General features: G+C 53.1%; 27 protein-coding genes. 15 read left to right on the top strand and 12 right to left on the bottom strand.

Annotated elements, in window-relative coordinates:
- Positions 1-35 precede the first annotated feature (35 nt).
- The 6 genes from ACN0IC_RS14170 to ACN0IC_RS14145 all read left to right on the top strand — a co-directional run bounded on the left by ACN0IC_RS14170 (position 36) and on the right by ACN0IC_RS14145 (position 5,931).
- A complete protein-coding gene (locus ACN0IC_RS14170) occupies positions 36-797 on the top strand; it encodes a hypothetical protein (RefSeq protein ID WP_416879439.1) in 762 nt (253 codons plus the stop codon).
- A gap of 47 nt (positions 798-844) precedes the next feature.
- Positions 845-1,351: a YybH family protein gene (locus ACN0IC_RS14165; protein WP_416879438.1), complete on the top strand. Its 507-nt coding sequence runs from the start codon at positions 845-847 to the stop codon at positions 1,349-1,351.
- Positions 1,352-1,409: 58 nt separating this feature from the next.
- Positions 1,410-2,507: an alpha/beta hydrolase gene (locus ACN0IC_RS14160; RefSeq protein WP_416879437.1), complete on the top strand. Its 1,098-nt coding sequence runs from the start codon at positions 1,410-1,412 to the stop codon at positions 2,505-2,507.
- Between the two features lie 155 nt (positions 2,508-2,662).
- Positions 2,663-3,331 (top strand): hypothetical protein, encoded by a 669-nt coding sequence (locus tag ACN0IC_RS14155; protein ID WP_416879436.1) that lies wholly within the window; start codon positions 2,663-2,665, stop codon positions 3,329-3,331.
- A gap of 236 nt (positions 3,332-3,567) precedes the next feature.
- Positions 3,568-5,136, top strand: coding sequence for a glycine zipper 2TM domain-containing protein (locus ACN0IC_RS14150; protein ID WP_416879435.1), 1,569 nt, complete (start codon positions 3,568-3,570; stop codon positions 5,134-5,136).
- Positions 5,137-5,319: 183 nt separating this feature from the next.
- Positions 5,320-5,931: a hypothetical protein gene (locus ACN0IC_RS14145; RefSeq protein WP_416879434.1), complete on the top strand. Its 612-nt coding sequence runs from the start codon at positions 5,320-5,322 to the stop codon at positions 5,929-5,931.
- A gap of 45 nt (positions 5,932-5,976) precedes the next feature.
- Here the strand turns inward: ACN0IC_RS14145 and ACN0IC_RS14140 are convergent, their stop codons facing one another.
- From ACN0IC_RS14140 to lepB, 7 genes are all read right to left on the bottom strand, one after another.
- Positions 5,977-8,190, bottom strand: a complete 2,214-nt coding sequence (locus tag ACN0IC_RS14140; RefSeq protein ID WP_416879433.1) for a M20/M25/M40 family metallo-hydrolase — start codon at positions 8,188-8,190, stop codon at positions 5,977-5,979.
- Positions 8,191-8,280: 90 nt separating this feature from the next.
- Entirely contained in the window at positions 8,281-10,191 is a 1,911-nt protein-coding gene (gene dxs, locus ACN0IC_RS14135; RefSeq protein ID WP_416879432.1) for a 1-deoxy-D-xylulose-5-phosphate synthase, read from the bottom strand.
- Positions 10,192-10,224: 33 nt separating this feature from the next.
- The gene (locus ACN0IC_RS14130; RefSeq protein ID WP_416879431.1) at positions 10,225-11,115 is read right to left on the bottom strand and encodes a polyprenyl synthetase family protein; all 891 of its coding nucleotides are present in this window, start codon (positions 11,113-11,115) and stop codon (positions 10,225-10,227) included.
- A 158-nt stretch (positions 11,116-11,273) separates the two neighbouring features.
- Positions 11,274-11,651: an endonuclease domain-containing protein gene (locus ACN0IC_RS14125; protein WP_416879430.1), complete on the bottom strand. Its 378-nt coding sequence runs from the start codon at positions 11,649-11,651 to the stop codon at positions 11,274-11,276.
- Between the two features lie 5 nt (positions 11,652-11,656).
- Positions 11,657-11,905: an exodeoxyribonuclease VII small subunit gene (locus ACN0IC_RS14120; protein WP_416879429.1), complete on the bottom strand. Its 249-nt coding sequence runs from the start codon at positions 11,903-11,905 to the stop codon at positions 11,657-11,659.
- Positions 11,905-12,534: a histidine phosphatase family protein gene (locus ACN0IC_RS14115; protein WP_416879428.1), complete on the bottom strand. Its 630-nt coding sequence runs from the start codon at positions 12,532-12,534 to the stop codon at positions 11,905-11,907. The genes ACN0IC_RS14120 and ACN0IC_RS14115 overlap by 1 nt, the downstream gene beginning before the upstream one ends.
- A 6-nt stretch (positions 12,535-12,540) precedes the next feature.
- Positions 12,541-13,308 (bottom strand): signal peptidase I, encoded by a 768-nt coding sequence (gene lepB / locus ACN0IC_RS14110; RefSeq protein WP_416879427.1) that lies wholly within the window; start codon positions 13,306-13,308, stop codon positions 12,541-12,543.
- Between the two features lie 133 nt (positions 13,309-13,441).
- Here lepB and ACN0IC_RS14105 point away from each other — a divergent pair, with 133 nt between their 5' ends.
- The 5 genes from ACN0IC_RS14105 (at position 13,442) to ACN0IC_RS14085 (ending at position 18,552) form a co-directional block, all read left to right on the top strand.
- A complete protein-coding gene (locus tag ACN0IC_RS14105; protein ID WP_416879426.1) occupies positions 13,442-14,050 on the top strand; it encodes a YceI family protein in 609 nt (202 codons plus the stop codon).
- A 1-nt stretch (position 14,051) separates the two neighbouring features.
- Positions 14,052-14,675, top strand: coding sequence for an L-threonylcarbamoyladenylate synthase (locus ACN0IC_RS14100; RefSeq protein WP_416879425.1), 624 nt, complete (start codon positions 14,052-14,054; stop codon positions 14,673-14,675).
- Positions 14,672-16,066 carry an FAD-binding oxidoreductase gene (locus ACN0IC_RS14095; protein ID WP_416879424.1) on the top strand — a complete coding sequence of 465 codons (1,395 nt, stop codon included), beginning with the start codon at positions 14,672-14,674 and terminating at the stop codon, positions 16,064-16,066. The genes ACN0IC_RS14100 and ACN0IC_RS14095 overlap by 4 nt, the downstream gene beginning before the upstream one ends.
- Before the next feature lie 622 nt (positions 16,067-16,688).
- The gene (yaaA, locus tag ACN0IC_RS14090) at positions 16,689-17,474 is read left to right on the top strand and encodes a peroxide stress protein YaaA (RefSeq protein ID WP_416879423.1); all 786 of its coding nucleotides are present in this window, start codon (positions 16,689-16,691) and stop codon (positions 17,472-17,474) included.
- Positions 17,475-17,487: 13 nt separating this feature from the next.
- Positions 17,488-18,552 carry a YihY/virulence factor BrkB family protein gene (locus tag ACN0IC_RS14085; protein ID WP_416879422.1) on the top strand — a complete coding sequence of 355 codons (1,065 nt, stop codon included), beginning with the start codon at positions 17,488-17,490 and terminating at the stop codon, positions 18,550-18,552.
- 9 nt (positions 18,553-18,561) lie between these two features.
- On the opposite strand, the gene ACN0IC_RS14080 is transcribed toward ACN0IC_RS14085, so the two are convergent.
- A complete protein-coding gene (locus ACN0IC_RS14080; protein ID WP_416879421.1) occupies positions 18,562-19,239 on the bottom strand; it encodes an SOS response-associated peptidase in 678 nt (225 codons plus the stop codon).
- A gap of 40 nt (positions 19,240-19,279) precedes the next feature.
- Between ACN0IC_RS14080 and ACN0IC_RS14075 the strand changes: the two genes are divergently transcribed.
- The 4 genes from ACN0IC_RS14075 (at position 19,280) to pyrC (ending at position 21,791) form a co-directional block, all read left to right on the top strand.
- Positions 19,280-19,729, top strand: a complete 450-nt coding sequence (locus tag ACN0IC_RS14075; RefSeq protein WP_416879420.1) for an NUDIX hydrolase — start codon at positions 19,280-19,282, stop codon at positions 19,727-19,729.
- Between the two features lie 9 nt (positions 19,730-19,738).
- A complete protein-coding gene (locus ACN0IC_RS14070) occupies positions 19,739-20,203 on the top strand; it encodes a TIGR02301 family protein (RefSeq protein ID WP_416879419.1) in 465 nt (154 codons plus the stop codon).
- A gap of 17 nt (positions 20,204-20,220) precedes the next feature.
- Positions 20,221-20,679, top strand: coding sequence for an META domain-containing protein (locus ACN0IC_RS14065; protein WP_416879418.1), 459 nt, complete (start codon positions 20,221-20,223; stop codon positions 20,677-20,679).
- A gap of 74 nt (positions 20,680-20,753) precedes the next feature.
- Positions 20,754-21,791, top strand: coding sequence for a dihydroorotase (gene pyrC, locus ACN0IC_RS14060; protein WP_416879417.1), 1,038 nt, complete (start codon positions 20,754-20,756; stop codon positions 21,789-21,791).
- An 11-nt stretch (positions 21,792-21,802) separates the two neighbouring features.
- Here the strand turns inward: pyrC and ACN0IC_RS14055 are convergent, their stop codons facing one another.
- From ACN0IC_RS14055 to ACN0IC_RS14040, 4 genes are all read right to left on the bottom strand, one after another.
- Complete coding sequence (locus ACN0IC_RS14055; protein ID WP_416879416.1) at positions 21,803-21,967, bottom strand: hypothetical protein; 165 nt, start codon at positions 21,965-21,967, stop codon at positions 21,803-21,805.
- Positions 21,960-23,000 (bottom strand): cytochrome d ubiquinol oxidase subunit II, encoded by a 1,041-nt coding sequence (gene cydB / locus ACN0IC_RS14050; RefSeq protein WP_416879415.1) that lies wholly within the window; start codon positions 22,998-23,000, stop codon positions 21,960-21,962. The genes ACN0IC_RS14055 and cydB overlap by 8 nt, the downstream gene beginning before the upstream one ends.
- Before the next feature lie 9 nt (positions 23,001-23,009).
- Positions 23,010-24,467 (bottom strand): cytochrome ubiquinol oxidase subunit I, encoded by a 1,458-nt coding sequence (locus ACN0IC_RS14045; protein WP_416879414.1) that lies wholly within the window; start codon positions 24,465-24,467, stop codon positions 23,010-23,012.
- 260 nt (positions 24,468-24,727) lie between these two features.
- Entirely contained in the window at positions 24,728-25,096 is a 369-nt protein-coding gene (locus ACN0IC_RS14040) for a DUF2200 domain-containing protein (protein ID WP_416879413.1), read from the bottom strand.
- Between the last annotated feature and the right edge of the window lie 621 nt (positions 25,097-25,717).

The following is a 25,717-nucleotide window of genomic DNA, read 5'->3' as shown; positions in this document are numbered from 1 at the left end:
TTGGGCGTTAAGGAACCTTGCGGCTTAGTGCTGTCATGATTCTCCGGCGTCTTTCAAAACACGTCAAAGACCAGAACTGGTTCGCTGTGGTACTGGATTTTTTAATTGTAGTCTTCGGGATTATCATCGGTCTGCAGGTAACGAACTGGAGCGAAGCCAAAGCCTTTGACGCAAAAGAGACCAAGCTCTTACACGAACTCAAACAAGAGTTGGAAGCCTCGATTCGCGTTACCAATCAGAAGCGTGACGCCTTCACACAGGTGACGGAAGCGGGGAAACGGTCGCTTGATTTCATCGCCCGTGGAGAGTCCTGCGAAACAGAATGCTGGCCCATCGTGGTTGATTTTTTCCATGCGTCTCAATGGCAACCGATTGACGTCAATCAATCCACTTATGAGGAAATGCGGCGACAAGGCTTGCCCCAGTCACGAGAGATTATAGACGCAGTCGAAGCCTATCTGGCACAAAACGTCAATCTGGCGAGCACCCAGATTTTGCCCGCTTATCGCTCCCGCGTGCGGCAGATGATCCCTGTCAATGCCCAAGCCTATTATTGGGAAACCTGTTTTGATCTGGATAACGGTGCAGAGACCTATGTCCTCGATTGTCCCAAGGGCGCCAGCGACGACGTTTCCGCGCAAACCGTCGATAAAATCCTGAACTCGCCGGATATAGAGCCGTTTTTAACAGAATGGATCGGACTCATGTCCGCCACCCCTTCCGACCTGGGCGAACAGAACGAGGCCGCGAAACGCGCTATCAAAACGATTAATCAAGAGCTGAGACGCCGTCGATAAAACGTCAACTCTGACCTATACCTCTATTCAGCCCCTGGAGACCCAAGATGAAAAATCCCATAAAACTTGCCGTTTGCGCCTCTCTTTCTCTATCAATAATGGCCTGCACGGCGGCATCCGATATCGATATAAATGATGAGGCCAACCTTCGGGCCGCCACGGCCCATTGGGTCGAAACCTATAACCGGAATGACTGGGCCGCTCTAGCAAACCAGTTCACCGAAGACGGCGTGATGATGCCGCCAAATTCACCCGCCATCGCCGGGCGTGACGCCATCGCGGAATGGGAGGCCGCGAATGAAACGGGGTTTCGTATTGCGTTGAAAGCGGACGACATCACCCTCCTCGGTGACGTTGCAATCATTCGCGGACGCTCCTGTGTCTTCATTCCTCTGAACTCAGAAGAAACCGGCGTTGACATCGGAAAATATGTCGAAGTCCGGGAGCGCACGCCAACGGGCGAATGGCTAATTTCGCAAGATATATTTAATTCTGACCTTGCTGCGGGCGAGCCGCTTGCGACCGAATGCCCGGCCAGCGTCACAGGACTTTGAATACGCCTTGTTCAGAGTTAACTCTAGCAATCCTTGGATTTGTCTCTAGAGAAAGCCTATGTTTCATCTCTTTATGCTGAGCGGCGCCACGATTGTCGGGGCTGGATTATTTTTTGCCTATAAAGGTAAAATGCGGTCTCTCTCCGGTCCTTCCCTGGAAAAATATGATCGCGATTTAGAGCCTGATTTTCATGTAGATCCAAATTCTAAACCGATGCGCATCATTGATGAGTATCTGGAAGAAAACTTCGTCAAACCGGCTGTGTCGGCCGCGGCAAAGAGCGGTTGGGATGCCAAGCGTAAACGCTTTGACGAAGCCGGCTTGCGCAGAACGGATCTGAAGGCCGAGTATCGCGAGGATGTGGTGGATATGGACGGATTGACCGTTCCGGGTCGATGGACTCTGGTCAAGGGCTATGATCCCGACAAACGTGTTCTCTATTATCACGGCGGGGCCTTTACCGCCGGAAGCGATATCAGCCACCGCGCCATTTCGGTTAATCTTGCCAAGCGCACCAAAGCGGCTGTCTTTGTGCCGAATTATCGGCTCCTGCCGGAGAATCCGCGAAGCGCGCCCATTGCGGACGCTAAAGCCTGCTATAATTGGATATTGGAAAACGGACCGGACGGAGCGGCCCCGGTTCGAACTCTGGCCATTTCAGGCGACAGCGCCGGCGGCAACCTTACCCATATGATTGCGAACTGGTCCCGGGATGAAGGCCTGCGCCAAGCTGACGCTATTTATACCTTGTCTCCCAATACCGATTCAACCGCCTCCGGAGACAGTTTCAAATCCAACCTTGGCAAAGATAAAATGCTGACCCCGCTGGTGGGACCACTTCTTAAAATACCCCGTCCGCTTTTGCTCATAGGCATGAAGAAGCAGACCGGATTTACGCCTTGTGACCCAGAGGTTTCGCCGGTTTTTGATGATCTTTCAAATTTACCGCCCACCCTCATACAAGCCAGCTATGACGAGCTTCTGCGCGATGATTGCATTCGATTCGCCTCTAAACTGGAAGAGGCAGGTTCCCCCGTCATTCTGCAGCTTTGGGACAATGTTCCGCATGTTTTCCAGATATTTGACGACGTTTTACCGGCGTCCACGACCGCTTTTGATCTTGCCGGTAAGTTTTTAAACACCCATTTATCCTAGGTATTACTGGGTTTTTTGGCTGTCTTTCTTACACTTCCACCTTTCTGAACCATTTCTGAATTCTCGGCTCAGGGTCAGTTCAGAGCGCCTCTCTTATACCTGTATTCATCGGCAAAGGCATTTCGCCCGCCGCAACTGAAGACAGGAGACTGAACATGGCCTTATTTAACAAAGCCAAAACATTGACTGCAGTCGCCCTTGCCGCGACTGCCTTTACAGCCCTTCCGGCAACTGCCTCCGCAAACGATTATCGTTGCGAGAAAAAGAATGACGAAGCCCAGGTTATTGGAGGCGTCATCGGCGCAGTCCTGGGCGGAGTGGTGGGCTCTGAAGTTGCGGCCCGCGGCAACGGAAATGAGGGCGCCTTTCTCGGCGCCGCCCTCGGGGCCGCAGCCGGTGCCGGACTAGGCGATGAAAGCGTGAAATGCCGTCGTGAACGGGGTCAGAATAACTACCGTACGGCCGATTACGACTATGATTCTGGCTATCAACCCGCTGTTGTAAATGTGGGTCATCGCGGCCGCGGTCATAGGAACTACCGGAACAATTATCGCCATGACAATCATTACGGCAATTACAGGAATATTGACCGTCAAATTGAAGCCCTTCGCCGGGAACGTGACGAACTGAAACGTCGTAATCGATATGACCGGAGCCGCTGGATTGATCGTCGTATTAATCAAGTGGGCCGTGAGCTGGATCGACTGAAAGATATCCGTCGAAACGGAAACTATTATGGTCACCGCAATGACTATCGCCGCAATAATTACCGACGCGGTCACTATCACGGACGCTCCCGTAACCTTTGTTACAGCGACCACTAAATCTTACTTTCCCCGTCAATAGAAGGGGCGGGTTTGAAAGAAGAAGTCTCGGCTCTGCGCCGGGACTTTTTTTATACCCCTTGCCCAATCTATTCGCCTGTAAAGCGATTGATTTTGTGCCGCCTCCCAGAATTAGCTATTCTGACTCGAAACAGGCGCGAAACTTGCATCTCCTATCCGCAGAGAGACGCAGAGCCCGGACTGATACAGTCGGCCGCTTTTTGGGAGTTAGAGAGATGACGCAGATTCAAACCACCCTTTTGACAGGAACGGCCGCCTTGCTGGCGCTGGCCTTAATGCCGGCCCCAGCCCAGGCTCAACTTATCGGCAATCTTGACAACAGCACACTGCTGGGCGGCGCGGTCGGCGCGGGGCTCGGCGGCGTTATCGGCTCTAATATTGCGCCAAATGGGCAAGGCGATGAATATACCGCCATTGGCGCCGTGGCGGGCGGACTGGCCGGTGCCGCTTATGGCAATAGCCGCAGCACTTATGCGGGCAATCCTTATGCCGGGCAGTTTAATCCCGGATTTAATAGTCGAAATCTGGTCGGGACAGCCATCGGGGCGGGCGTCGGCGGCGCTATTGGATCCAATCTTGCCGGATCAGGCCAGCGCCAGGAAGGCACGGCTATCGGGGCGGTTCTGGGCGGCGCAGCCGGGTATAGCCTTGCAAATCGAACGGCCCGACCGCGCTATTATGGCCCGGCCTATTCCGGAAATGTCTATAGCGGAGGCTCTTACGGAGCTGGTTATGGAGGCGCCCCTTACGTAGACGGTCAAGCCGGTATTGGGGCCAGTTTAGGGTATGGCTCAGGTTTCAACGGGGTCACCGGCTCTTATTCTACATCTCCATATGTCTCGAGCTCTTATTCAGGTGGCACTGTGTCAATTCCGACAACTTACAGAGGGACTGCCTACACAGGACAAGTGGGAATTCCGACAAACTATCGGGGCAGCGCGTCACGCTTTCAACGCATTCCTATCCCGTCTCCTGCCATAGGATCTCCAGCCCCCGGCCCCTTTTACGGCCCCCTAACGGGTCTCAATACAGGGCCAGTTCTCCCCACGGCTCCGGGAAGTTATCACAAGGGGGAATATATTGCAGGACCGGTTATTCCTGTCACAACTTACGCGCCATCTTGCGGTTCACCCTGTGCTCCAGCTCCGAAAATTCGCGTTCAGCGCGAAATTATCCGAAAAGAAAGAGTTGTCGTAAAAGCAGATTGTCCGCAAGGCACTTATGAACAGGCGGACGGCACCTGCATGACTCCGCCCCGAACGGTATATGAGCCTGCTCCGACAGTTATCCCATCACACTGTCCGGCAGGCACATCTGACCAGGGAAACGGCACTTGCCTTGAACCTCCGAAAACTGTTTTGGGCCAAGCGCCAATTGTTATCGAGCAGCATTGCCCGGCGGGAACGTCGGATCAGGGAGACGGAACCTGTCTTGAGCCTGCGAAAACTGTTATAGGGCAAGCCCCTATCGTGGTTTCGCAAAGCTGCCCCATCGGCACGACTGATCAGGGTGACGGTACATGTCTTGAACCTGCGAAAACCATTCTTGGTCAGGCGCCAATCGTGATTGATCAACACTGCCCCGAAGGCACAACGGATCAAGGAGATGGAACCTGCTTAGCCCCTCAAAAAGTCATTGTGGAACCAGCCCCTATTGTCCGCCGCGCCCCAGCGCCGCAAATCTATTGCTATGCTGACAGTCATAAGCGCTATGACGGGAATGGAAATCTGATCGGATATGAAGGTTATGATTACGAAGAGGGACGCTGCAAAGAACATCACTAAATGCATAGAGATCGGAGATTTTCAGGCCGCTCTTTTCTCTAGAGCGGCCTTTTTCATGACTCAATTGTAATCTTGTTTAACAATTTGTTCCGCAACTGTTCATCTTCGGGTGTGTAAGTTAAAGACAATTGATGCCGGGTTTTAGGGGTGGCTCGTCGAAAACGACAATCAAAGGAGTACCTCATGCGTTTCAAAATTGGATTCACCTTCGCCGCCGTTGCGGCTGTTGCGCTGGCCCCCGTGGCCGCCTCGGCCCATGACAACGGATATCGTCACTATCATCAAGGTTCTAATGGAGATGACCAACTCGTCGGAGCTGGTATTGGGGCTGTGGCCGGAGCAGTTCTCGGCAGCCAGGTTGCTGCAGACGGAGCCCGAACTGAAGGCTCTGTTCTAGGCGCCGTTCTTGGCGGTGTCGCCGGAGCTGCCATCGCAGGAGACGGCCGCCGGAGTAATGTCCGATATAATAACGGATATTATAATAACGGGCGTTACTACAATTCGAATAATGGCTATTATGGGCGGACGACCTATAACTCTGGATATTATAATCCCGGTTATCGCACGACCTATACCCGGACATACTCACAGCCCTATTATGGCTCTTATTATCCGCGTTCAGGCACGAGCTTATCCATAAACCTCAATAGCGGGGGACGTTATTACAATCGCGGACGGCACTATCGTTCACGTCATCACTACCGCCACCGGGGCCATTACCGCCATCGTGGATACCGGGGTCATCGCGGCCATTATGGTCGCCGTGGACATCACGGACGTCGCGGACATCATTAATATTAACCCACCCCGCTTCGGCGGGGTTTTTTACTGGAAAAAGCCTTAAGGCTGAGAGCTCAATTCAATCTCACGGAGTCTTACGCGACGATCGCCCAATTGAATAGGCAGAGCCCATTCCGGCCGCGCCTCTTGCAACGCGGCGCTTTCCGGGCCCAAGCCGAAATAAGAGGTTGAGACGGTTAAGGTTACGGCTTTTGTATCAAGAGGGATCTGGATACTCATTCCAACATTTCCGCAATCTCGACCTGAACAGATGACAGTCTGTTTTGCATCGGCGATGTCAACGTTATTGAAAGACAAAATTTTCGCATCGTCGGAGCCGTCCAGTCCAACATATACTCGGTCGCTTTGCGGTGCATCGAGCCTTAGATCGATCGTTCTTACACCCGCCCTTACACTGTCTCGGGTAACATTGAGCCTCATCTTTTCCGCTGACATATCGGGCGCTGCCGCGGATAACTGGAATGAATTTTCGGGATCCGTCTCGAAATCTGCGACGGACTTCATCGCCTCCGGCAACGGATCACGTTTGTTAAAGACCCATTCAGAGCTTCCGCTATCCGCCTCCGCAATATGCGTTATCGAAAGCGGCTGAGGCGCCGATACGCTATAGGCCGGAACAAATATCGCGCCGATGAAACAAATGAACGTCACTCCAGCTAAACCCAGCGCCGGTATCCAGCTTACAAATTGCTGCCGGAAATATTTTGAGAGGAAAAGCGGCGCCAGAAAAATAAAACAGAAAATGTAGAATATTGTGAGAGGCGCGGACTGCTCCAGAAACAGCATTATCTCGGCAAAGGCCGAAGCCGGTAAAATAATGACAAAGAAAATAGCGGTTGCCAGAACTGTGAGCCAAGTCGCGGCGTGAGAGTAATTAAACATGATCAGGAGGGCCGCCAATGCGATAATCCCTAAGGGCGGGGCAAATAGAATAAGCCCGCCGGGTAAAAAGCCTCCTACAAGACCCGCAAAGAGGGCGAACCAGATCCAACCAGCTGAGGCGAGACGAAGGGGGGCCACCTTCACAGCCAAAAATTTAAAACCGAGATAGGCCCCGAGCAATGCCGCCGCTGTTTGAGCGCCTCTTAAAGCCATCGGATACGCTGACGCAAAATTGGCTTCAGGTCGAATGACGGCCACTAAGGCTGTCAAGGCCATTGCGAAACCAACCCCTAAAACAAGCGCTGCCGGAGGAAAGATAAGGGCTTTCATCGCCCTGCCCCGTTCAGATTTCGCAAACAGAATGACACTGCCAATAAAGCCGAGCCCTACGAATATCAGGCCCAAAAGCGTCGGCATGGAAAGTATGAACAGCCCTAAAATATCGGTGTAAAGCCATTGCCCTTCCGGGCCGCTTTCATCTGTGCCTAGATAGGCTTCGACAGCCGATAAACCGTTTGCCCCCATATGGAACAAAGAGCGCTTCTCCAGATTCGCCAGATTATCTCCGGGCGTGTGATAAAAGGCGACGCCCTCCCCAACCGCATAATTCGCCACATCCGGCCCTAATGGCAGAAACTCTGTCACATCTGTGTCGTTTGGCATAACGTCATAAACCGCAGCCGCCAGAGAGCTGGTGAGCGGTTTTTGTATATCGGTTTTGAGCGCCTTGATATCACGCTGATTTGGCGTGCCCGTCTGGAACATTGCCACCGGGCCGCGCACGCCGCGGGCTTCCATACTAACAACAGAACCGATAAGCGCGGCAAAAGGATCCTTTTTCACAAAAGAATGCGCGCCGATAAGCCCTGTCTCTTCTCCGTCCGTGATTAAAACCAGAACAGGTTTGGCGAGATCCCGCTCTTTCAAAACGGACGCGATCTCAAGACTGGCGGCCACGCCAATTCCGTCATCGCTTGCCCCGGGGCCGGCGGGGACCGAGTCATAATGCGACGCGATCATCACGGCGTCAGGGCCGGGTTCGTTCAGCCAGAACATGACATTTTGGACGCGCGCGCAGCTGGCGGAATTTGGGTATGGCTTGCAAATAAAATCATCCCGGATGATGGGCTCAAATCCCAAATCCGTTATCTCCGAAACGAGCCTTTCTCTGACAATGTCATTGGCGTCTGAATCAACCGGATGAGGCGTCTCATCGCCCAGAATGCGCTCCAGCCGGGAGAAAGCCTGGGCCGTATCAAACCTGTGGTCTGTTTGAATATCAGGAGGAGAAACGCTTAACTGCCGCAGCGTTGCGGCGGCAAAAAGAAACGCAATCAGAAGGATAAGGCCCAGATTAAAAGAGTGTCTCATAGTGTCTCCCCTGCAATGTGGACTAGAAGGAAAGACCGAAGGTATCAATTACAATTTAATTTAAGCAATCGGTATTGGGGTTAACCCTCATTAGGCCAAATTCATCTGTGCATTAAATTCCTGGCCCAGCGCCTTGAACACGGTCTCGACAATGGCGTCGGAGTCCAATCCCGCCTCTTTATACATATTGGCGGGCGTGTCCTGGTCGATGAAATAATCCGGCAGGGTCATGGTTCGGATTTTCAGGCCCTGATCCAGTCGTCCTGACTCCGCAAGCTCGTGCAGAACAAATGCGCCAAAGCCGCCTACGGCGCCTTCCTCAATCGTAATCAGGACTTCATGTTCATCCGCCAGTCGGCGAACGAGGTCTTTATCCAGTGGCTTGGCAAACCGGGCATCCGCGACTGTTGTCGACAGCCCTAAAGTATCGAGCTGGGTCGCCGCGTCCATCGCTTCGGCAAGGCGCGTCCCGTAGGACAGAATCGCCACGCGGGAGCCTTCTTTCAGGATGCGGCCTTTGCCAATTTCGAGCGGCTCGGGGTTTACCGGAATTTCAATGCCGGTCGCTTCGCCGCGTGCGTAGCGAAACCCAATCGGGCCGCTGTCATGAGCAACGGCTGTGGCGACCATACGGGCCAGATCGGCTTCGTCCGCCGCCGCCATCAGGGTGAAATTCGGAAGACATCCCAGATAGGCAATATCGAAAGATCCGGCATGTGTGGGGCCGTCTGCGCCGACCAGTCCGGCGCGGTCCATCGCAAAGCGCACGGGCAGGTTCTGGATGGCTACATCATGCACGACCTGATCATAACCGCGTTGCAGGAAAGTCGAGTAAATAGCGCAGAACGGCTTAAATCCATCGGCAGCCAATCCAGCGGCAAAAGTCACGGCGTGTTGTTCGGCAATTCCAACATCAAACATCCGGTCAGGAAAAGCCTTACCAAAAACGTTCATCCCGGTCCCGCCGGGCATGGCGGCCGTAATGCCCACGACTTTGTCGTCTTTTTCGGCCTGCTTGATCAGCTGATCTCCAAACACAGCGGTATAGCTCGGCGCATTCGGAATGGATTTGCTCTGCTCGCCCGTAATGACATTAAACTTGCTGACGCCGTGATATTTATCGGCGGAGTTTTCAGCCGGCGCGTAGCCTTTACCCTTCTGCGTCACGACATGGATGAGAGTTGGCCCCTCTTTCATGTTCTTGACGTTTTCGAGCACGGACACGAGCGCGTCTATATCGTGGCCATCAACCGGCCCGACATAATAAAAGCCGAGCTCTTCGAACCAGGTACCGCCCATGAACATGCCGCGCGTATATTCCTCTGCCTTGCGGGCGGTGGATTTTATCGGCCTTGGAGCGTCTTTGACGAAGGCTTTCCCCGCGCCGCGCAGTTTCTGATACCCGCCGGAGCTGACCATCTTGGCCAGCATATGGCTCATCGCGCCCACAGGCGGGGCTATGGACATATCGTTATCATTGAGGATGACTATTTGGCGCGAATCGCGCGCCCCCGCATTGTTCATGGCTTCATAGGCCATGCCCGCCGTGATGGAACCGTCGCCAATGACGGAAACCACATGACCGTCACGACCGTCCAGATCACGCGCCGTGGCAAATCCCATACCGGCGGAAATAGAGGTCGAGCTGTGCGCCGCACCGAACGGGTCATATTCGCTCTCCGCACGCTTGGTGAAACCAGACAGGCCGCCGCCCTTGCGGATCGTGCGCATCCGGTCGCGCCGCCCCGTCAGAACTTTATGCGGATAACACTGATGCCCCACATCCCAGATGAGCTTATCCGTCGGGGTGTTGAAAACATGATGAATCGCAACCGTCAGCTCGACCACGCCGAGTCCCGCACCCAAATGCCCGCCTGTCACAGAAACGGCGTCAATGACCTCCGCGCGAACTTCATCGGCGAGTTGTTTTAGCTGCTCACGCGAAAAGTCCCGCATGTCAGCGGGTAAAGTCACAGTGTCCAAAAGGGGCGTATCTACCATTTAAACTCTTTCTTTGCGCCTTATAGTTACGTCTTAATGCTGCCTTTGGAGCACAAAATCTACAGTCTCTTTCAGGGTCTGCGCTTTTTCGCCAAACGGGGCAAGGTGACCTTTTGCCCGCTCTCCTAATGCTTTCGCCTTTTCTTTCGCCTCTTCAAGGCCCAAGAGTGACACAAACGTGGCTTTGCCAAGGTTTTCATCTTTGCCAACCGCTTTGCCCATCAAGGAAGCGTCGCCTTCCACGTCGAGAATATCGTCCTGAATCTGAAAGGCGAGACCCATATCGCGGGCATAGGCTGACAGAGCGTTGAGCGTAGCGTCATCCGCGCCGCTCACAATGCCGCCTGCCTTCACCGCAAAATCAATTAATGCCCCTGTCTTCATGGCTTGCAAGCGCGTGATGAGGGCCTCGTCGCGGTCTGTTTCTGAAACGGTGATATCGATAACCTGTCCGCCAATCATGCCGGACACCCCGCCCTTTTGCGCGAGTTCGCAGACGAGCTTCGCCCGCACCAACGGATCAGTATGCGCGCCTTCACACCCGAGCAAAGCAAAGGCGTGGGTCAGCAATCCATCGCCGGCTAAAACCGCTATCGCCTCATCATAGGCCTTGTGAACCGTCGGCTTACCCCGGCGCAGATCATCATCATCCATACAGGGCAAATCGTCATGTACGAGGCTGTAAACATGAAGGCATTCCAGCGCGCACCCGACGATAACAGCGTTTTCAATATCTCCGCCCAGCATGCGAGCCGTCTCGACAACCAGAAAAGGCCGCAACCGTTTCCCGCCCCCAAGAGCCGCGTAACGCATAGCCTCCGCCACAACAGCCTGTTCGCCTTCAGGCTTTGGAAGCTGCGCCTCAAGCGCCGTCTCAATATCCTGCGCCACAGAAGCGAGTTGGGATTTGAAGTTAGTTGGCATGATTAGGCGCCCCCTCCGGCCTGTCGGCCACCTCCCCCGCTAAAGCGGTGGAGGACCAAAGACGCCCCGCTTTCCTATCAAATTCCTCCACCGCTTTAGCGGGGGAGGTGTCACATCGTGACGGAGGGGGTGCAGCGCGTCCGCGCTGCCAAAACACTTCACTCATCTTTCTCGGCCTGTGTTGCTGTCGATAGATGTCCGGCTATCGCCTCAACGACGGAGCCCACATCTTCATAGATATCTTCATTCCAGAACCGTATGACCCGCCATCCTTTGTTCTTCAAGAAAGCAGTTCGTTTTTCGTCGCGTTGCCTTTCATTAGTCGAACTGTGGCCCACTCCATCCACCTCGATAATAAGGCGTTCTTTGACACAGGCAAAATCAGCCACATAAGGTCCTATGGGCAATTGACGACGAAAATGGTGACCCGCAATCTGCTTGCGTCGAATTTCCTGCCAAAGGCAATATTCAGCATTTGGCATGGCTGATCGAAGACGTCTGGCTAGAACATGCCCCTTTCTATTTGCGTCCTTCACTGATTCTACTCATCGAAATTTTCGACACTCGCCTTCCCGCTCCCGTCGAGGACAATTTTCTCTACCTTCATTTGCGCGTCTTTCAGCTTGGCGTCGCAATGCGCTTTAAGGGCGGCGCCGCGTTGATAGATGGTGATGCTCTCTTCTAAAGGCGCGTCGCCGCGTTCCAGACGCTGCACAATGCCTTCAAGTTCTTTCAGGGCGTCTTCAAAAGACAAGTCTTTGATAGGTTTATCGTTCTGTTTCTCGGCCATTATTTTTCCTTGTAATTTACGGGTCGCTCATAGCGGCGAAAAGACCAGTGCAGATCGCCGTTTTGCGACCGCATTTTCCACCCGCGTTTTATCAGTGAGCCTTTCAGCATCCGGTTGATCCACCCATGTGCGGAGACATAAACGATTTTGCCGTCCGTTGCATAGTCCGCCAACCGGTCACACATGATTTCCACGCGGGCGCGGGCTTCGCTATGGCTTTCCAAGCCATCAGACCAGCCAAAATACCAGAAAATCCGCGCTGCCGTGCCCCAGCTTTTTGGGCGCATTTTGAACTTCCCAAAAGGCGGAGATGGCAAGGCAGCTTCGACCAGATGATCGTCGACGATATCAACAGCTCTTCCTGCCGCGAGTTCAGCGCTCTCCACAGCGCGTTTGAGAGGGCTCGAAATAATCAAGTCCGCTTTATTAACCCAAAAAAGAAGTTTTGGCGGCACGCGTTGGCTCTGAACAATGCCCCCTTGGTCATATTTTATCCACCAATCGCGATAGCCCTGCCAGGTCATATAGACCTTGCGGGACAGAGACGGTTTACCGTGACGGGCAATCACCAGCGTATTCACGGCGCGGGCCTCGCGGGAGCGCGTCTGCGGGATATCCGGCTCAGACACCAATTGTCAGAGCTTTTTGCCAAAACGGACGCCCGGACACCGCAGGCCTTCCTCCGTTTCACAACGTTTGAACGAAAACATCATCAGATCCGCACGTCCAATAAGGTGCGTTTGCGGCACAAATCCCGATCCTTCCGGCGCGCGGCTATCCGTGGAATTGTCGCGGTTGTCACCCATGAAAAAAACATGCCCTTCCGGCACATTAAAAACCTCTGTATTGTCCAAAGGACCTTGGTCCGTTTTTTCATAGATGAGATGGCTTTCTTTCTCACCGGGAAGCTGTTCGCGGTAAACCTCCACCCCCACAACGCGGCCCTTATGTTCCCGGAACATATAGCTGTCCGCTTTTGTTCGGCCGACCTTTTGGCCGTTTACGAAAAGCTCTCCGCCTGAGACCTGTATTTGGTCGCCGGGTAAACCTATCATGCGTTTGATCATGATTTGCCCGCTTTTGGGGTTTCGGAAAACGACCACATCACCGCGTTTAGGCAGACGGGAGAAAATCTGTCCTTCTGGAAGAGGTAATTTATGCAATAAAAACGGAAGAGAATGTTTTGAATAGCCATAGGCAAATTTCGACACATAGATACGATCGCCGACTTCGAGAGTCGGGAGCATACTTTCGCTCGGTATCTTGAAATGGCCCCAGATAAGCGTGAGCATCGCCAGAACAAAGCTAAACAGCCCCAGAAAGAATTTGATTTCCGACCAAATACGCTGACCGAAACTTCCGCTTGTCTTCTCAGCTTTGACCTCAGTTTCCTGCATTGTCATATCTGTCTTGTGTGCCTTTTGCGTCATCGTATAGGCAATGCCGTGCGGCGCTTTGCTTATCAAGTCTGAAATGCGTATTTAACAGCCCCATGAAACATATTTCATTGTCAGAGCATCAAGCGTAAGAGGGGCTATGAAATCGTTTTTACTCACTCTGTTAGCCGGGGCCCTCCTCTCGGCCTGCGCCACGCCGCCGGATCCGTCTCCGAGAGCCGCGCCGCAAGGCGAGTATGTGCTTGATCCGACCCATGCCAGTGTGGTGTGGTCCCTCTCACATGCCGGGCTATCGCAATATACAGCCCGATTTGATAAAATTTCCGGCGCGCTCGACTTTGATCCTGAGGCGCCTGAAAACAGCCGCGTCGATATAGTCATTGACCCGATGAGCGTTCATACGGGCCTGCCGGAGTTTGACACAACAATTGCGACAGACAGCAAATATCTGGACGCGGAAAACCATCCGGAAATTCGTTTTACCTCGACCTCTATCCAGGTCACGGGCGAAAAGACGGGCTTGATTACGGGTGACCTCACATTGCGCGGGGTCACCAGACCCGTGACCCTGAAAACCACCTTTAACGGAGTTGGCAAGAGCTTCGGCCATCCCGGCGAGACTTTAGGATTTTCGGCTCAAGGTGAATTTCTTCGGTCGGATTTCGGACTGGATTACCTCATCACCCTTGGAAATATTGGCGATAAAATCACGCTGCGCATCGAGACCGAGTTCAACGAGGCAAAATAAGGTGGGAACGCGTGCGGAAGTTTTGAATGTGTTGCATTCGGGAGGCGTTGTCATCCTGCCGACGGAGACCGTTTACGGCGTTGCAGCCCGCGCCGACCGCCCCGAAGCGGTCAACCGGCTCTACGCGATAAAAGGACGGGACTTTGACAAACCTCTCGCCCTTTGCGTCAGCGGAATGGACGCCGCCAAACATTACGTCACCTTTGACCGCCTTGCCAAACGCCTGGCCAAGAAATTTTGGCCCGGCCCTCTGACCTTGGTTCTTCCGGCGCGTGACCCGTCCCTTTTCACCCGCCTCGCCCCGCAGCTTTATTCCACCGCGCCGGACGGCACCCCGACCATTGCCATAAGATGCCCTGACGCGGTCTGGCGGACAGAAATCACCTTTGCCAAGATTGAATATCCGGTGGCCCTGACCAGCGCCAACCGATCCGGAGAGCCCGCCCCGACCAAAGCCAGCGACGCGGCCAAATCTCTTGGCTATGACGTGGACGACATGCTTCTCTTGGAGGACTGCCCGATGGAAGAGGCCTCGACCATCATCAGCCTGGCCGAAAGCCCGCCCCGTCTTCTGCGGGAGGGGGCTTTACCTCGGGCGGCTCTCAAGCCATTTGGTATAGAATGACCGAAGACGAAAAAATCGACGCCCTTAAATCTGCCCTCCCTGATGGGGCCTGGACTCAAGACGTGGATATCATTGAGCCGCATCTGAGCGAATGGCGGGACAAATATTTCGGTAAAACGCCGCTCATGCTCACCCCGCGTACGACAGAGGAATGTTCGCAGGCCGTCAAAATCTGCGCCAAGCATAAAATCGCCGTCATGCCCCAGGGCGGCAATACAGGATTGGTCGGCGGCAATACCCCGCAAGGCGAAGTCCTTATCTCTCTGAAAAAGATGACCAAAATCCGCGAAATAAATCCGACTTCGAACAATATGATTGTCGAAGCCGGCGCGATTTTACAAAACGTGCTCGACGCGGCGGATGAGGCCAATCGCAAATTCCCGATGACGCTGTCCAGCCAGGGCAGCTGCACGGTCGGCGGCGTTCTCTCGACCAATGCCGGCGGCAATCATGTTCTGAAATACGGCACAACCAAGGAACTTGTCTTCGGCGTGGAAGCGGTCCTGCCCAATGGCGATATTTTTAACGGGCTGACGAACTTACGCAAAGACAATACGGGATATGATCTCAACCGTCTCTTCCTCGGCGCGGAAGGCACGCTCGGCATTATCACGGCGGCCTCGCTCAAGCTTTACCCCAAACCCGCCTATGTGCAGCGCGCCCTCATCGGTTTGGACAGCGTCGCCACCGCTGTCTCGCTCCTGGAAGATTTCCGCGCCGGCGGGCGTCTCGCCATGTTCGAAGTCATGCCCTCCATCGGTTACCGCGCCGTGGTTGATAATTTTGACGCCGTCCGCGACCCGTTTGACGCGCCCTATGACTGGTATCTCCTCTGCGACTGGGAAGTCGATAGTGAAGAAGAAGGCGCGGCGCTCGCCGAATCTATTCTGGGCAAGGCGTTTGAAGCCGAGAAAGTCCTCGACGCGGTGATTGCGCAGAATGAAACACAGGCAGAGGAAATTCTTTCCATCCGCGAGCATATGAGCGCGGGGCAGAAATTCCTCGGCGGCTCGGTCAAACACGACATCACCGTGCCGATTGATAAAATTCCGGAGTTTTTCAAACTGGCCGACGCCAAATGTCAGGAGGTCGCCCCCGGATGCCGCCCGGTTGGGTTTGGCCATTTTGGCGACGGCAATATCCACTATAATGTCGCCCAGCCAAAAGACGCCGATAAAGAGACATTCCTGGAAAAATGGGACGACCTCTCTCAACCCATTTTCGATATTATCGACGAGTTGGGAGGCTCCATCTCCGCCGAACACGGCATCGGAATCATGAAACGCGAAGATCTCGCCGAACGCGCCGACCCCACAAAAATCTGGCTCCTGAAAGCGATAAAAAACGCGATTGATCCGGATAGAATCATGAACCCGCGGGTGATGATTTAATAAGGGTATCTAACCCTGTCAGCTCAAAATGGGCTAAATTGAAAGATTAGATTCTCATGAAACCTGTTTGGTTTAAATTGTGGTTCTCCGATAAAGTAAGAAAATTTATCTTGAGAAGCATACAATCATTTTCCCAAGATGAGAATTATGGTCTGATTTTAAAATACCTACCGAAACCTTTTTCTAAGAAACGGGACGATGAAGTCATATCCAATATTTTTCGGATATTGGCTCTTAAAAAGACGGAACAATCTGTTTGGGTGGATGAGTATAATTGTCTTATTGAAGAAGAAATGCTCAACGTGTTCAATCAAGACACTCGATTGTATATAAATCAATTTCTTACTTTGAATTTATTTGGCTTCCACCAAATAGTTGTTCAAAATGAAATGAATATATTTCTGGTGTCAAACCGAATTAAACATTATTTTCGATCATAAAAAATCAGTCTGTATTTTAGCCAACTTGGATAATCGCGACGGAAGGGATGAGCGGGGTGTTGTTTTTTGCTGAAACCAATTCCCCCTTGCGCCCGTAGTCTAAATTCCTACATCTAAAGCATCACAAACCCACGCGGACGTGTCCGGCTCCTCCGGACAGGCGTTATGAGGAAAGGATAGATATGATTACCCTGCTCTCCCCTGCAAAAAAATTAAATGAAAACCCGGCGGAAACCGGCCTGGAGATTACGCGCCCCCGTTTCGAGGACGAGACGCGCGAACTGGCTCAGGTCGCCAAAAAGCAATCCGTCGCCGACCTTAAAAAACTAATGCATCTCTCCGATAATCTAGCGGAATTAAATGTTGACCGGTTCAAGTCTTTCAATCTCGACGGCCAAAGCAATAGCGCCCAGCCCGCAGGCCTGACCTTTGACGGCGATGTCTATTGGGGGCTGGAAGCCAAGAGCCTTTCAGATGACGACCTCGACTACGCGCAAACACACTTACGTATTCTTTCTGGGCTATACGGCGTGCTTCGCCCGATGGACGCGATTCAGCCCTACCGACTTGAAATGGGCACGAAGCTTAAAACTAAACGCGGAAAATCTCTCTATGAGTTTTGGAACACAAAACTCGCGGAGCAACTTCGCGAAGACCTCAACGGTCATCACAACCATACCATTGTCAATTTGGCCTCGAATGAATATTTCAAAGCGGTCGATAAGGAAACGCTGGACAAACCCGTCATGGAAGCGAAATTCCTGAATATCAAAGACGGTAAGACGCGAAACCTGATGTATTATGCGAAATTCGGACGCGGCCTGATGGCGCGCTGGATACTGCAAAACCGCATCGACAAGGCGGAGGATCTAAAAGCGTTCGATCTCGAAAACTATAAATTCGATAAATCGCTTTCCTCCGACACGGAATTGGTCTTTACCAGACCTCAACCGCCGAAAAAGTCATAAGCGAAATTGATAAATGGAAGTCAGCGACCGCAGCCCGGATAAACTTCTGAAGTTTGAGCAAACGGGCGAGGACAGCCCGCTTAAATTTTCCTATCGCGATTGGTGGACGGTTCTTAAACGGACCTTTGTTTCGGCCCAGCGCGATAACATTACCGTGGTGGCGGCGGGCGTCGCCTTTTTCTCGCTGCTCGCTGTCTTTCCGCTCATTTCAGCCGCAATTTCATTTTTCGGTTTTTTCGCCAATCCTGGGGATATAGACGAAATTTCTGAAACGGTTAGGGCCTTGATGCCCGGACAGGCGTTTGACGTCATACAAAAACAGATCGTCACCGTTCTGGATGCACCGGATGAAACGATAGGGTTGGGGATTATTATCTCCTTGTCCGTTGCCGTCTTTTCCGCCGGCGCCGGGATACGCGCCATGATGCGCGCAATGAACATTGCCTATCGCGAGATCGAAAAACGCAATTTCTTTCTGTTTTATCTCTATGCCGGATTAATGACGCTGGGCAGCTTTGTCTTTATCTGGATTTCCCTGATCGTCATTGTTGGTATTCCTTCGGTTCTGAAATTTCTCTATCTTGACGGGATCATAAATTTTGTCGCTCTCACCTTGCCGTGGATATTACTGGTTTTGGTTTTTGGATTCGCCGTCGGCGTGATGTACCGGTTTGGGCCGTCGCGCAGGCCCGCTCGGAAAAGATGGATTTATCCCGGCATGACCGTTGCGACAATTTCCTGGCTGGTTATTTCCTACGGGTTTTCGAAATTCGTCTCCGAATTTGGGAATTATAACGCCACTTATGGCAGCCTGTCCGCCGTCGTTATCCTTTTGGTGTGGCTCTGGCTGACGGCAAATGTGATAATTTTCGGCGCGGAATTAAATGCCGAGCTGGAACGTCAGACCATTGCCGATTCAACGCGCGGCCCGGCCCGGCCCTTGGGCCGAAGAGGCGCCGCCGTCGCCGACTTCAAAGCCATTGGCACAGATGAAAAACAGGCGATGGATGAAGTCGTTCACCCAAAAGAGACGAGCAATCCGGTCACGAATACGCCGTCCAAAGACGAAAACAGTTAGCCAGGGGTCTCAGGCCGCATTTGCCTTCTTCACCAATTCCGCGCCTTCCGCGCGGCCGGAATTAACGGCTCTATCCACTTCCCAAAACACAAGATCCTCTCCGCCCCTCATATCCTCTAAAACACGGTTCGGATCTGACTCCGGATCAAGCCAGTCATCCCATTTTTCCATGGGCAGACGGACGGGCATTCGATGATGAAGATGTTTAACGCGGCCCGTCGCGGCGGTGGTGAGTATCGTGCAGGACAGCAGCTCTATCCCTTCATCCACCCGCCATTTATCCCAGAGCCCGGCAAAGGCGAACATATCGTCATGATCTTCGGTAATGAAATTCGGCGTTTTCGGGGTCTCAACCCCGTCCCATTCATACCACCCGCTTGTGGGGATCAGCGCACGGCGGCGGCGAAACGGCGTGCGAAAACTGGCTTTCTCAGCAGCCGTCTCCACCCGTGCATTAAAGAGCGGGCGGCCCTCCGGCGCCTCCTTTCGCCAATGCGGATGCAGGCCCCAACGCATCGGCACAACCTTACGGCGCTTTTCCCCGTCAAAGGCAACCGCCGGCACAACCATGCCCGGAGAAATATTATATTTGGGTGACCAGTTCCAATCTGCTGTCAGGCTTTCTTCGGCCTTGAAACAGGCCCTAATTTCGTCAAGCTTTCCAGAAAGTGTATAGCGTCCGCACATCTAATCTTATTGGCAGGGCGGAGCAGAGACGAAAAGAGCTATGACAGAAAAAAAACCGATAGATTGTGTAGGCGTCATCTGTTTCCGCGGAGACGACGTCCTGTTGATCAAGCGCGGAAAACCCCCGCGTGAAGGGGACTGGTCCCTGCCCGGCGGGCGTATTGAAGCAGACGAGACACAAACAGAGGCGGCCTTACGCGAATTAAAGGAAGAAACGGGTGTCACCGCCAGGCTCGGCGCAAAAGTCCTCACCCTCCCCGCCCATTTCGAAGGCACGGATTATATTCTCCATGATTATGTCGCCGAGTGGATTAGCGGTGAGCCGGTTGCCGGGGACGACGCGTCCCATGCCGAATTTATGCTTTGGGAACATCTGGACGATCTTGGAATGTGGGAAGCCACGCGAAATGTAATAGAGACCGCCAGAGCCGCACGTTCCACACAGGCCCCACTGAAAAAATCCGTGGGAAGCCTCCGCGATTCGGGTTAGATTCTCTTCATGCATCGCGCTCTGCTCATATCGGCTTTCATCGCTCTTTGCTTCGGCGTTCCGTCTTTCGCCCAGGACGCGGAGCCGAGCAATAGAACAGAGGCCCAATTAAAAGAAGAAGCGCAGCGCGCCCGCGAAGAAGCCGAGCGCCGCATTGAAGCGGAAATGGTTACCATGACCTCGCTCATAGAAGCCCTGTCAAAAAACCTGGGACAGCTTCATTATCTTCGGACGCTCTGTTTTGGACAAGGCGACCAGAAATGGCGGGATTACGCCTCTCAGGTTATGTCGATAGAATCCCGCGGAAGTGCAGCGACTGAAAGACAATTGATAAGGGCCTTTAACGCCGGGTATTATCAAGAGCAGCAACGCCATACGGAATGTAATCGAAACGTCAGTGTGGATGTCGCCGCGCTGTCGGAAAATGGACGCCATATTGCCGCCATGCTCGGCGACCCCTATAGAGATTATTAGTCACCCCGGAGTAGAAAATGGCCCTGTCAAACACGTTTAAAACTGCCGTTACCGCCTATCGCGTGGCGCGGGCCTTTCCTCCGATCATTCCCCTGGCCATTGGGGCGATGGCGGTTGTTGGCTGCGCAAAAGTGGTGACCGAGGCGCGAAAAGCCCAACCGCTGACCAGCCTGGCCGGATCGGAATGGGGACTCGCGGATTTGCCGCAAACCATCAGTTTCAAATCCGGAGGCGAGGTCAGAGGCTTTGCCGGATGTAATAACTTCTTCGGAACCTATGTTCAGGACGGCCCGACCTTGACCTTCGGCCCGCTCGCTTCGACCAAGAAGTTCTGTCAGGGCAAAATGGAAGCGGAAACCGCTTTCCTGAAATCTGTGCAAAACACACGGCAATATGAAGCGACGCATTTATCCATGACTCTCATAGATGAAAAAGGTGACGTGCTGCTAAACTTACGGCGTAAGGATTGGGATTAAGCCCTTCCCGAAATCCATTTCGGCTGTTATCTGAGCCTGGAAAAGATTTCCAAGATTTCGCCTGAAAGCCCGACATGATCCAAAGCCTTGAAATTCGCCGTCCCGATGACTGGCACGTCCATCTCCGCGACGGCGCTATGCTCAGCGACGTGGTCAATTATACCGCCCGGCAATTTAGGCGCGCGATTATCATGCCGAACCTCACGCCGCCGGTCACCAGCGTTGACGCCGCCCGGTCTTATCGATCCCGCATTTTGGAAGTTGTCGATGAGAGCCTGTCCTTTACGCCGCTGATGACGGCCTATCTGACTGACGATATAGATCCCGAAGAAATCCGGCGCGGCGCGGAGGAAGGCGTCTTTACCGCCGCCAAGCTCTATCCGGCCAATGCGACGACAAATTCCGCCGCGGGCGTGACAGACATCAAGAATATCTATCCTGTCCTCATGGCGATGGCCGAAATCGGCTTGCCGCTGCTCGTCCACGGCGAAGTCACCCATAGTGACGTTGATATTTTTGACCGCGAAGCGCGCTTCATCGAAGACGTTCTCGCGCTTGTCATTAAGGATTTTCCGGAGCTGAAAATCGTCTTTGAACACATCACAACCACGGAAGCCGTCGAATTTGTCAACTCGCACGGGTCTAATATTGCGGCGACGATTACGCCGCATCATCTGGAAATAAACCGGAACGCCATTTTCCAGGGCGGAATTAATCCGCATAATTACTGCCTTCCCATCGCCAAACGGGAAATCCATCGTCTGGCCTTGAGACAAGCCGCCACCTCCGGCTCCTCGAAATTCTTTCTGGGAACGGACACCGCCCCGCACCCTGTCGCGGCAAAGGAAAGCGCCTGCGGCTGCGCCGGTATTTTCAATGCGCCTTATGCGCTGGAAAGTTATGCCAAGGTTTTTGAGGAGGAAGACGCGCTCGACAAACTCGAAGGCTTTGCGTCGGAACATGGGCCGAGATTTTACGGCCTCCCGCTCAATGAGGAAAAAGTGACTCTGGCGCGTAAACCGTCGAAAGTGCCGGAGAGCTTGAAACTCTCCGAAACGGACATCGTGCCGTTCCATGCGGGGCACACTCTGAATTGGTCGCTTCAGCTATAATTGCGGCCGTTTTAGATATGTAAAAAGAGCAGTTTTCTGAGCGCGTAGGCAACGCCCGCCACTGTCATGACACCTGCTATCATCATCACAATCAGCCAGCCCAATCGTTTCACAAGCGGCGCTTGAGCCTCTTCTTTCTTCGGAGGCTCGACGGGGCGGAAGGGCGATTTACCCATGATAGCCGTCCCCTTCTTTCACCTTGCCCCAAAAAAGGCTGTGCACATAGGCGGTGTAAGCGAGAATGATGGGAAGCATTACCGCCGCCCCGACAAATAGGAGCATCAGCGCGTTATCTCTCGCGGCGGCTTCCCAAATTGTGACTTCGAAAGGCACTATGTAAGGGAATATGCTGACGCCGAGGCCAACATACCCTGTCAGGAATATGCCAACCGCCAAGAGATAAGGCCGCCAATCAGGTGATTTTTTCGAGAATAGGTCTTTCCAAAGCCAGACCATCAGCCCCCCACAGGCGAGTGGGATAGGGAGCATGTAAACCGCTTTGCTAAAATCAATCGTCGCCATGGACACGCCCCATTTTGCCGTGACGCGGGGGTCGATTGATAATGTCGCAAAGCTCACCAACGCCATACCCAACGCCGTTCCTATCAAGCTACGTTTTGCCCATTTTATGGACCCCTCACGTAACTCTCCTTCGGTTTTCAATATCAGCCAGGTCGTTCCGAGAAGGAGATAGCCGGCGACCATAGACAGCGCCACAAGGACGGAAAACGGCGTAAACCAGTCAAACGGACCGCCGGCAAAAGCGCGGCCCTCGACAGTAAACCCCTGAATGAATCCGCCCAGAATGAAACCCTGTGACAGGGTTGCCACCAGAGAGCCATAAGCAAAGGCTCCGTTCCAGAATTTTTGCGTTCGTTTCCGGATCGCTTTGTGCCGGAATTCAAACGCCACCCCGCGGAAAATAAGCGCGGCCAACATCACTAGAATGGGCAGATAAAAAGACGGCATAAGTATCGCATAGGCCAGAGGAAATGCGGCAAACAGACCACCGCCGCCCAGGACGAGCCACGTCTCATTCCCGTCCCAGAACGGCTCGATCGTGGCCGTCATCATATTCCGTTCCTGATCCGAAAACGCATAGGCTGTCAGCATGCCAATGCCCAGATCATATCCGTCAAAGGCCACGTAGAGCATGACGGCAATGGCAATAAAAACGGCCCAGATATGGGGGAGATCAAGCATTTCCATTATCGTCTCCTACTCGCCATCGTGCTTTTTGACATTTTCGCGGGAGTTAGACGTTTCGCCCTCTCCGGCAGGTGAGTTTTCGGGATTGGACATATTTTCGACGGATCCCATCGCCGTGCCGGGCGCGCGGCGTTCTTTTTCAGGTGTGTCCGTTTCCTTATCGTCAAAACCGCTGGTCGCGATGCGGACCATATATATGACCCCCGCGGTAAAGATGATGGCATAAACAATCATAAAGACCATGAGTGAGGTCGCCACCTCTGCGGCGCTTACGGGAGAAAGGCTGTCTTCCGTCCTGAGATATCCATAGACGGTAAAGGGTTGCCGCCCCACTTCGGTCACGACCCAGCCGCTTATGACCGCGACAAATCCCAGCATCCCGCTGGGCACGGCAATCCAGTGAAAAAGCCCCGGCGTATCAATGGATTTTCGCCACCATTTGAAACACCCCCAAATGCCCAGCCCGAGCATAATCAGCCCGCACCCCACCATGATACGAAAGGCCCAGAACACGATAAAGACCGGCGGATGATCGCCGTCAAAATCATTCAGGCCCTGAATAACTTCATCTTTTGGCAGGCCCATCACCGCATTGCCCAACCCGGGAATGGCCAGCTCATATTTATTACTGCGCGTCTCTTCATCAGGAATAGCAAACAGCACCGTATCCTGCGCCGATTTCGTTTCCCACCAGCCTTCCATGGCCGCAACTTTCGCCGGCTGATGGTGGTGCGCGACTTCGCCCGACCAGTGCCCGGCCAGGATTTGGAGCGGCATTAACGCAAGGAGCGTCCCCGCCGCCATACGCATCTGCCAGCGCGTGGGTTTCTGATCATGTTTGCGGATTGTCTGCCACGCGCCCGCAGCCAGAATAACTGCCGCCGTGGTGATAAAGGCGGCGAGCATCATATGAACATATCGAGACGGAAAGCTCGGGTTGAAAATGACCTCCAGCCAGCTCGTCGCATAGAATTTGCCTTCTTCGTCCATAGCGAAGCCCTGCGGCGTCTGCATCCAGCTATTGGCCGCCAAAATCCAGAAGGCCGAAATGGATGTACCAACCGCCACGCAGCAGGTGGAGAGAAAATGCAGACCCCGCCCGACCTTTTTCCAGCCAAACAGCATGACACCCAGAAAGGTCGCTTCGAGGAAAAAGGCCGTCAAAACCTCATAGCCTAGCAGAGGCCCCATGACGCTGCCGGTCTTGTCCGCAAAAACCGCCCAGTTCGTTCCGAATTGATAGCTCATGACCACGCCGGAAACGACGCCCATGGCAAAGGCCAGCGCGAATATTTTCACCCAGTGAAGATAGAGCCGTTTGTACGTCTCATTTCCGGTCTTGAGCCAAAGCCCCTCACACACCGCCAGAAACGCGGCCAGGCCAATGGTAAAGGCGGGGAAAAGAATATGAAACGCAATGACAAAGGCAAATTGCAGACGGGAGAGCAATAAGGCGTCAAATTCCATAATCAAATGTCTCGCTTTCGAGTCCGATAAACCTTCCCGCTCACCCCGCAATTTCTAGGAGGCGGACAGGACGAGTGCAAGGGCACAGACTGTCGCGCACCAGGCTCGAAATGCATCGGTTCACGGAAAAACCGAGCGCGGCATCAACTCAGAAACGGTCGTTTAAAAGGTCTGATGTAACGAGATCCACCGCCGACGAGAACATAGGATTTGCGAGAACAGATATAAGGATAGTGTGAGATAAAGCTCTTTCTACAAGGCTAATCACCCGTTCTTAAAATCTTCTCCATTTTTCGCCCCTTTGCCAATTCATCGACCAGCTTGTCCAGATATCTAACGCGTCTTGTGAGAGTGTTCTCAATATTTTCAATCCGGTATCCACAAATGACGCCTTTGATGAGGGGTGCATTGGGGTGTATGTCTGCGTCTTTGAAGAATGTTTCGAAAGTGACCTTTTGATCGATATATTGTTTCAATTTTTTATCCGTGAAACCTGTGAGCCACCTAATGACCTGATGTAATTCTTCTTTCGTCCTGCCTTTTTTTTCGACCTTTTTGAGGTAATGCGGATAGACATCAGCAAAAGTCAATTTTGCCATGCGCTCATTATGTTCCGGTGTCACGTCCATGACATCGAACTTACAAGGACAATATAAAGAACGCAAAGGCATATGGCTATTCGTCAGCATTTATCGTTTCAAAAACTCTACCCTTTCAATCGCTTGTCACGAAATTCAAAAAATAATCCCCACTTATCCCGCGAAAAACCATCCCCCTAAACCCGCTCACCCCGCCGAAGGGCGGGGTCCAGACTGTGTAATATTACAACAAAGTGAATGCCTTTAATTAAACACCCATGCAAAAATCATCTTTGTAGAGTCTAAGCGCCAATTGAGTATCTGGATCCCGCCCTTGCCCTTTAGGGTACGCAGAGCGAGGGCGGGATGAGCGGAGTGATTAATTGCTCCTCCACCGCCGGGGCGGGGGAGGTGGCCCCGCAGGGGTCGGAGGGGGTAGGCGAAGCGTTAACGTGCAAAGAGTCTTCTGGCAGCGCAGACGCGCTGCGCCCCCTCCGTCCTGTCGGATACTCCCCCGCTTTCGCGGTTGAGGAATTATATCCACACTTATCCTTCCAAAAACTCCAACCCTCTCAACCTCTTACAAAAATTCCAGGAGATAGATCCCCACTTCCCGATTTGCCCTTATATTCAAAATTGTTCTTTTGCTCATGGACAGGAAGACGTCACCTT

Origin of the sequence: Litorimonas sp. (assembly GCA_029936425.1) — a bacterium.
GTDB lineage: Bacteria > Pseudomonadota > Alphaproteobacteria > Caulobacterales > Maricaulaceae > Litorimonas.
This window is presented reverse-complemented; position numbering and strand designations above follow the sequence as displayed.

What these genes read in the sequence shown, in the direction of transcription:
- ACN0IC_RS14170 (WP_416879439.1), top strand. Translation starts at nt 36, where the DNA reads ATGATTCTCCGGCGTCTTTCAAAACACGTCAAAGACCAGAACTGGTTC.
- ACN0IC_RS14165 (WP_416879438.1), top strand. Translation starts at nt 845, where the DNA reads ATGAAAAATCCCATAAAACTTGCCGTTTGCGCCTCTCTTTCTCTATCA.
- ACN0IC_RS14160 (WP_416879437.1), top strand. Translation starts at nt 1,410, where the DNA reads ATGTTTCATCTCTTTATGCTGAGCGGCGCCACGATTGTCGGGGCTGGA.
- ACN0IC_RS14155 (WP_416879436.1), top strand. Translation starts at nt 2,663, where the DNA reads ATGGCCTTATTTAACAAAGCCAAAACATTGACTGCAGTCGCCCTTGCC.
- ACN0IC_RS14150 (WP_416879435.1), top strand. Translation starts at nt 3,568, where the DNA reads ATGACGCAGATTCAAACCACCCTTTTGACAGGAACGGCCGCCTTGCTG.
- ACN0IC_RS14145 (WP_416879434.1), top strand. Translation starts at nt 5,320, where the DNA reads ATGCGTTTCAAAATTGGATTCACCTTCGCCGCCGTTGCGGCTGTTGCG.
- ACN0IC_RS14140 (WP_416879433.1), bottom strand. Translation starts at nt 8,190, where the DNA reads ATGAGACACTCTTTTAATCTGGGCCTTATCCTTCTGATTGCGTTTCTT.
- dxs (WP_416879432.1), bottom strand. Translation starts at nt 10,191, where the DNA reads ATGGTAGATACGCCCCTTTTGGACACTGTGACTTTACCCGCTGACATG.
- ACN0IC_RS14130 (WP_416879431.1), bottom strand. Translation starts at nt 11,115, where the DNA reads ATGCCAACTAACTTCAAATCCCAACTCGCTTCTGTGGCGCAGGATATT.
- ACN0IC_RS14120 (WP_416879429.1), bottom strand. Translation starts at nt 11,905, where the DNA reads ATGGCCGAGAAACAGAACGATAAACCTATCAAAGACTTGTCTTTTGAA.
- lepB (WP_416879427.1), bottom strand. Translation starts at nt 13,308, where the DNA reads ATGACAATGCAGGAAACTGAGGTCAAAGCTGAGAAGACAAGCGGAAGT.
- ACN0IC_RS14105 (WP_416879426.1), top strand. Translation starts at nt 13,442, where the DNA reads ATGAAATCGTTTTTACTCACTCTGTTAGCCGGGGCCCTCCTCTCGGCC.
- ACN0IC_RS14095 (WP_416879424.1), top strand. Translation starts at nt 14,672, where the DNA reads ATGACCGAAGACGAAAAAATCGACGCCCTTAAATCTGCCCTCCCTGAT.
- yaaA (WP_416879423.1), top strand. Translation starts at nt 16,689, where the DNA reads ATGATTACCCTGCTCTCCCCTGCAAAAAAATTAAATGAAAACCCGGCG.
- ACN0IC_RS14085 (WP_416879422.1), top strand. Translation starts at nt 17,488, where the DNA reads ATGGAAGTCAGCGACCGCAGCCCGGATAAACTTCTGAAGTTTGAGCAA.
- ACN0IC_RS14080 (WP_416879421.1), bottom strand. Translation starts at nt 19,239, where the DNA reads ATGTGCGGACGCTATACACTTTCTGGAAAGCTTGACGAAATTAGGGCC.
- ACN0IC_RS14075 (WP_416879420.1), top strand. Translation starts at nt 19,280, where the DNA reads ATGACAGAAAAAAAACCGATAGATTGTGTAGGCGTCATCTGTTTCCGC.
- ACN0IC_RS14070 (WP_416879419.1), top strand. Translation starts at nt 19,739, where the DNA reads ATGCATCGCGCTCTGCTCATATCGGCTTTCATCGCTCTTTGCTTCGGC.
- ACN0IC_RS14065 (WP_416879418.1), top strand. Translation starts at nt 20,221, where the DNA reads ATGGCCCTGTCAAACACGTTTAAAACTGCCGTTACCGCCTATCGCGTG.
- pyrC (WP_416879417.1), top strand. Translation starts at nt 20,754, where the DNA reads ATGATCCAAAGCCTTGAAATTCGCCGTCCCGATGACTGGCACGTCCAT.
- ACN0IC_RS14055 (WP_416879416.1), bottom strand. Translation starts at nt 21,967, where the DNA reads ATGGGTAAATCGCCCTTCCGCCCCGTCGAGCCTCCGAAGAAAGAAGAG.
- cydB (WP_416879415.1), bottom strand. Translation starts at nt 23,000, where the DNA reads ATGGAAATGCTTGATCTCCCCCATATCTGGGCCGTTTTTATTGCCATT.
- ACN0IC_RS14045 (WP_416879414.1), bottom strand. Translation starts at nt 24,467, where the DNA reads ATGGAATTTGACGCCTTATTGCTCTCCCGTCTGCAATTTGCCTTTGTC.
- ACN0IC_RS14040 (WP_416879413.1), bottom strand. Translation starts at nt 25,096, where the DNA reads ATGGACGTGACACCGGAACATAATGAGCGCATGGCAAAATTGACTTTT.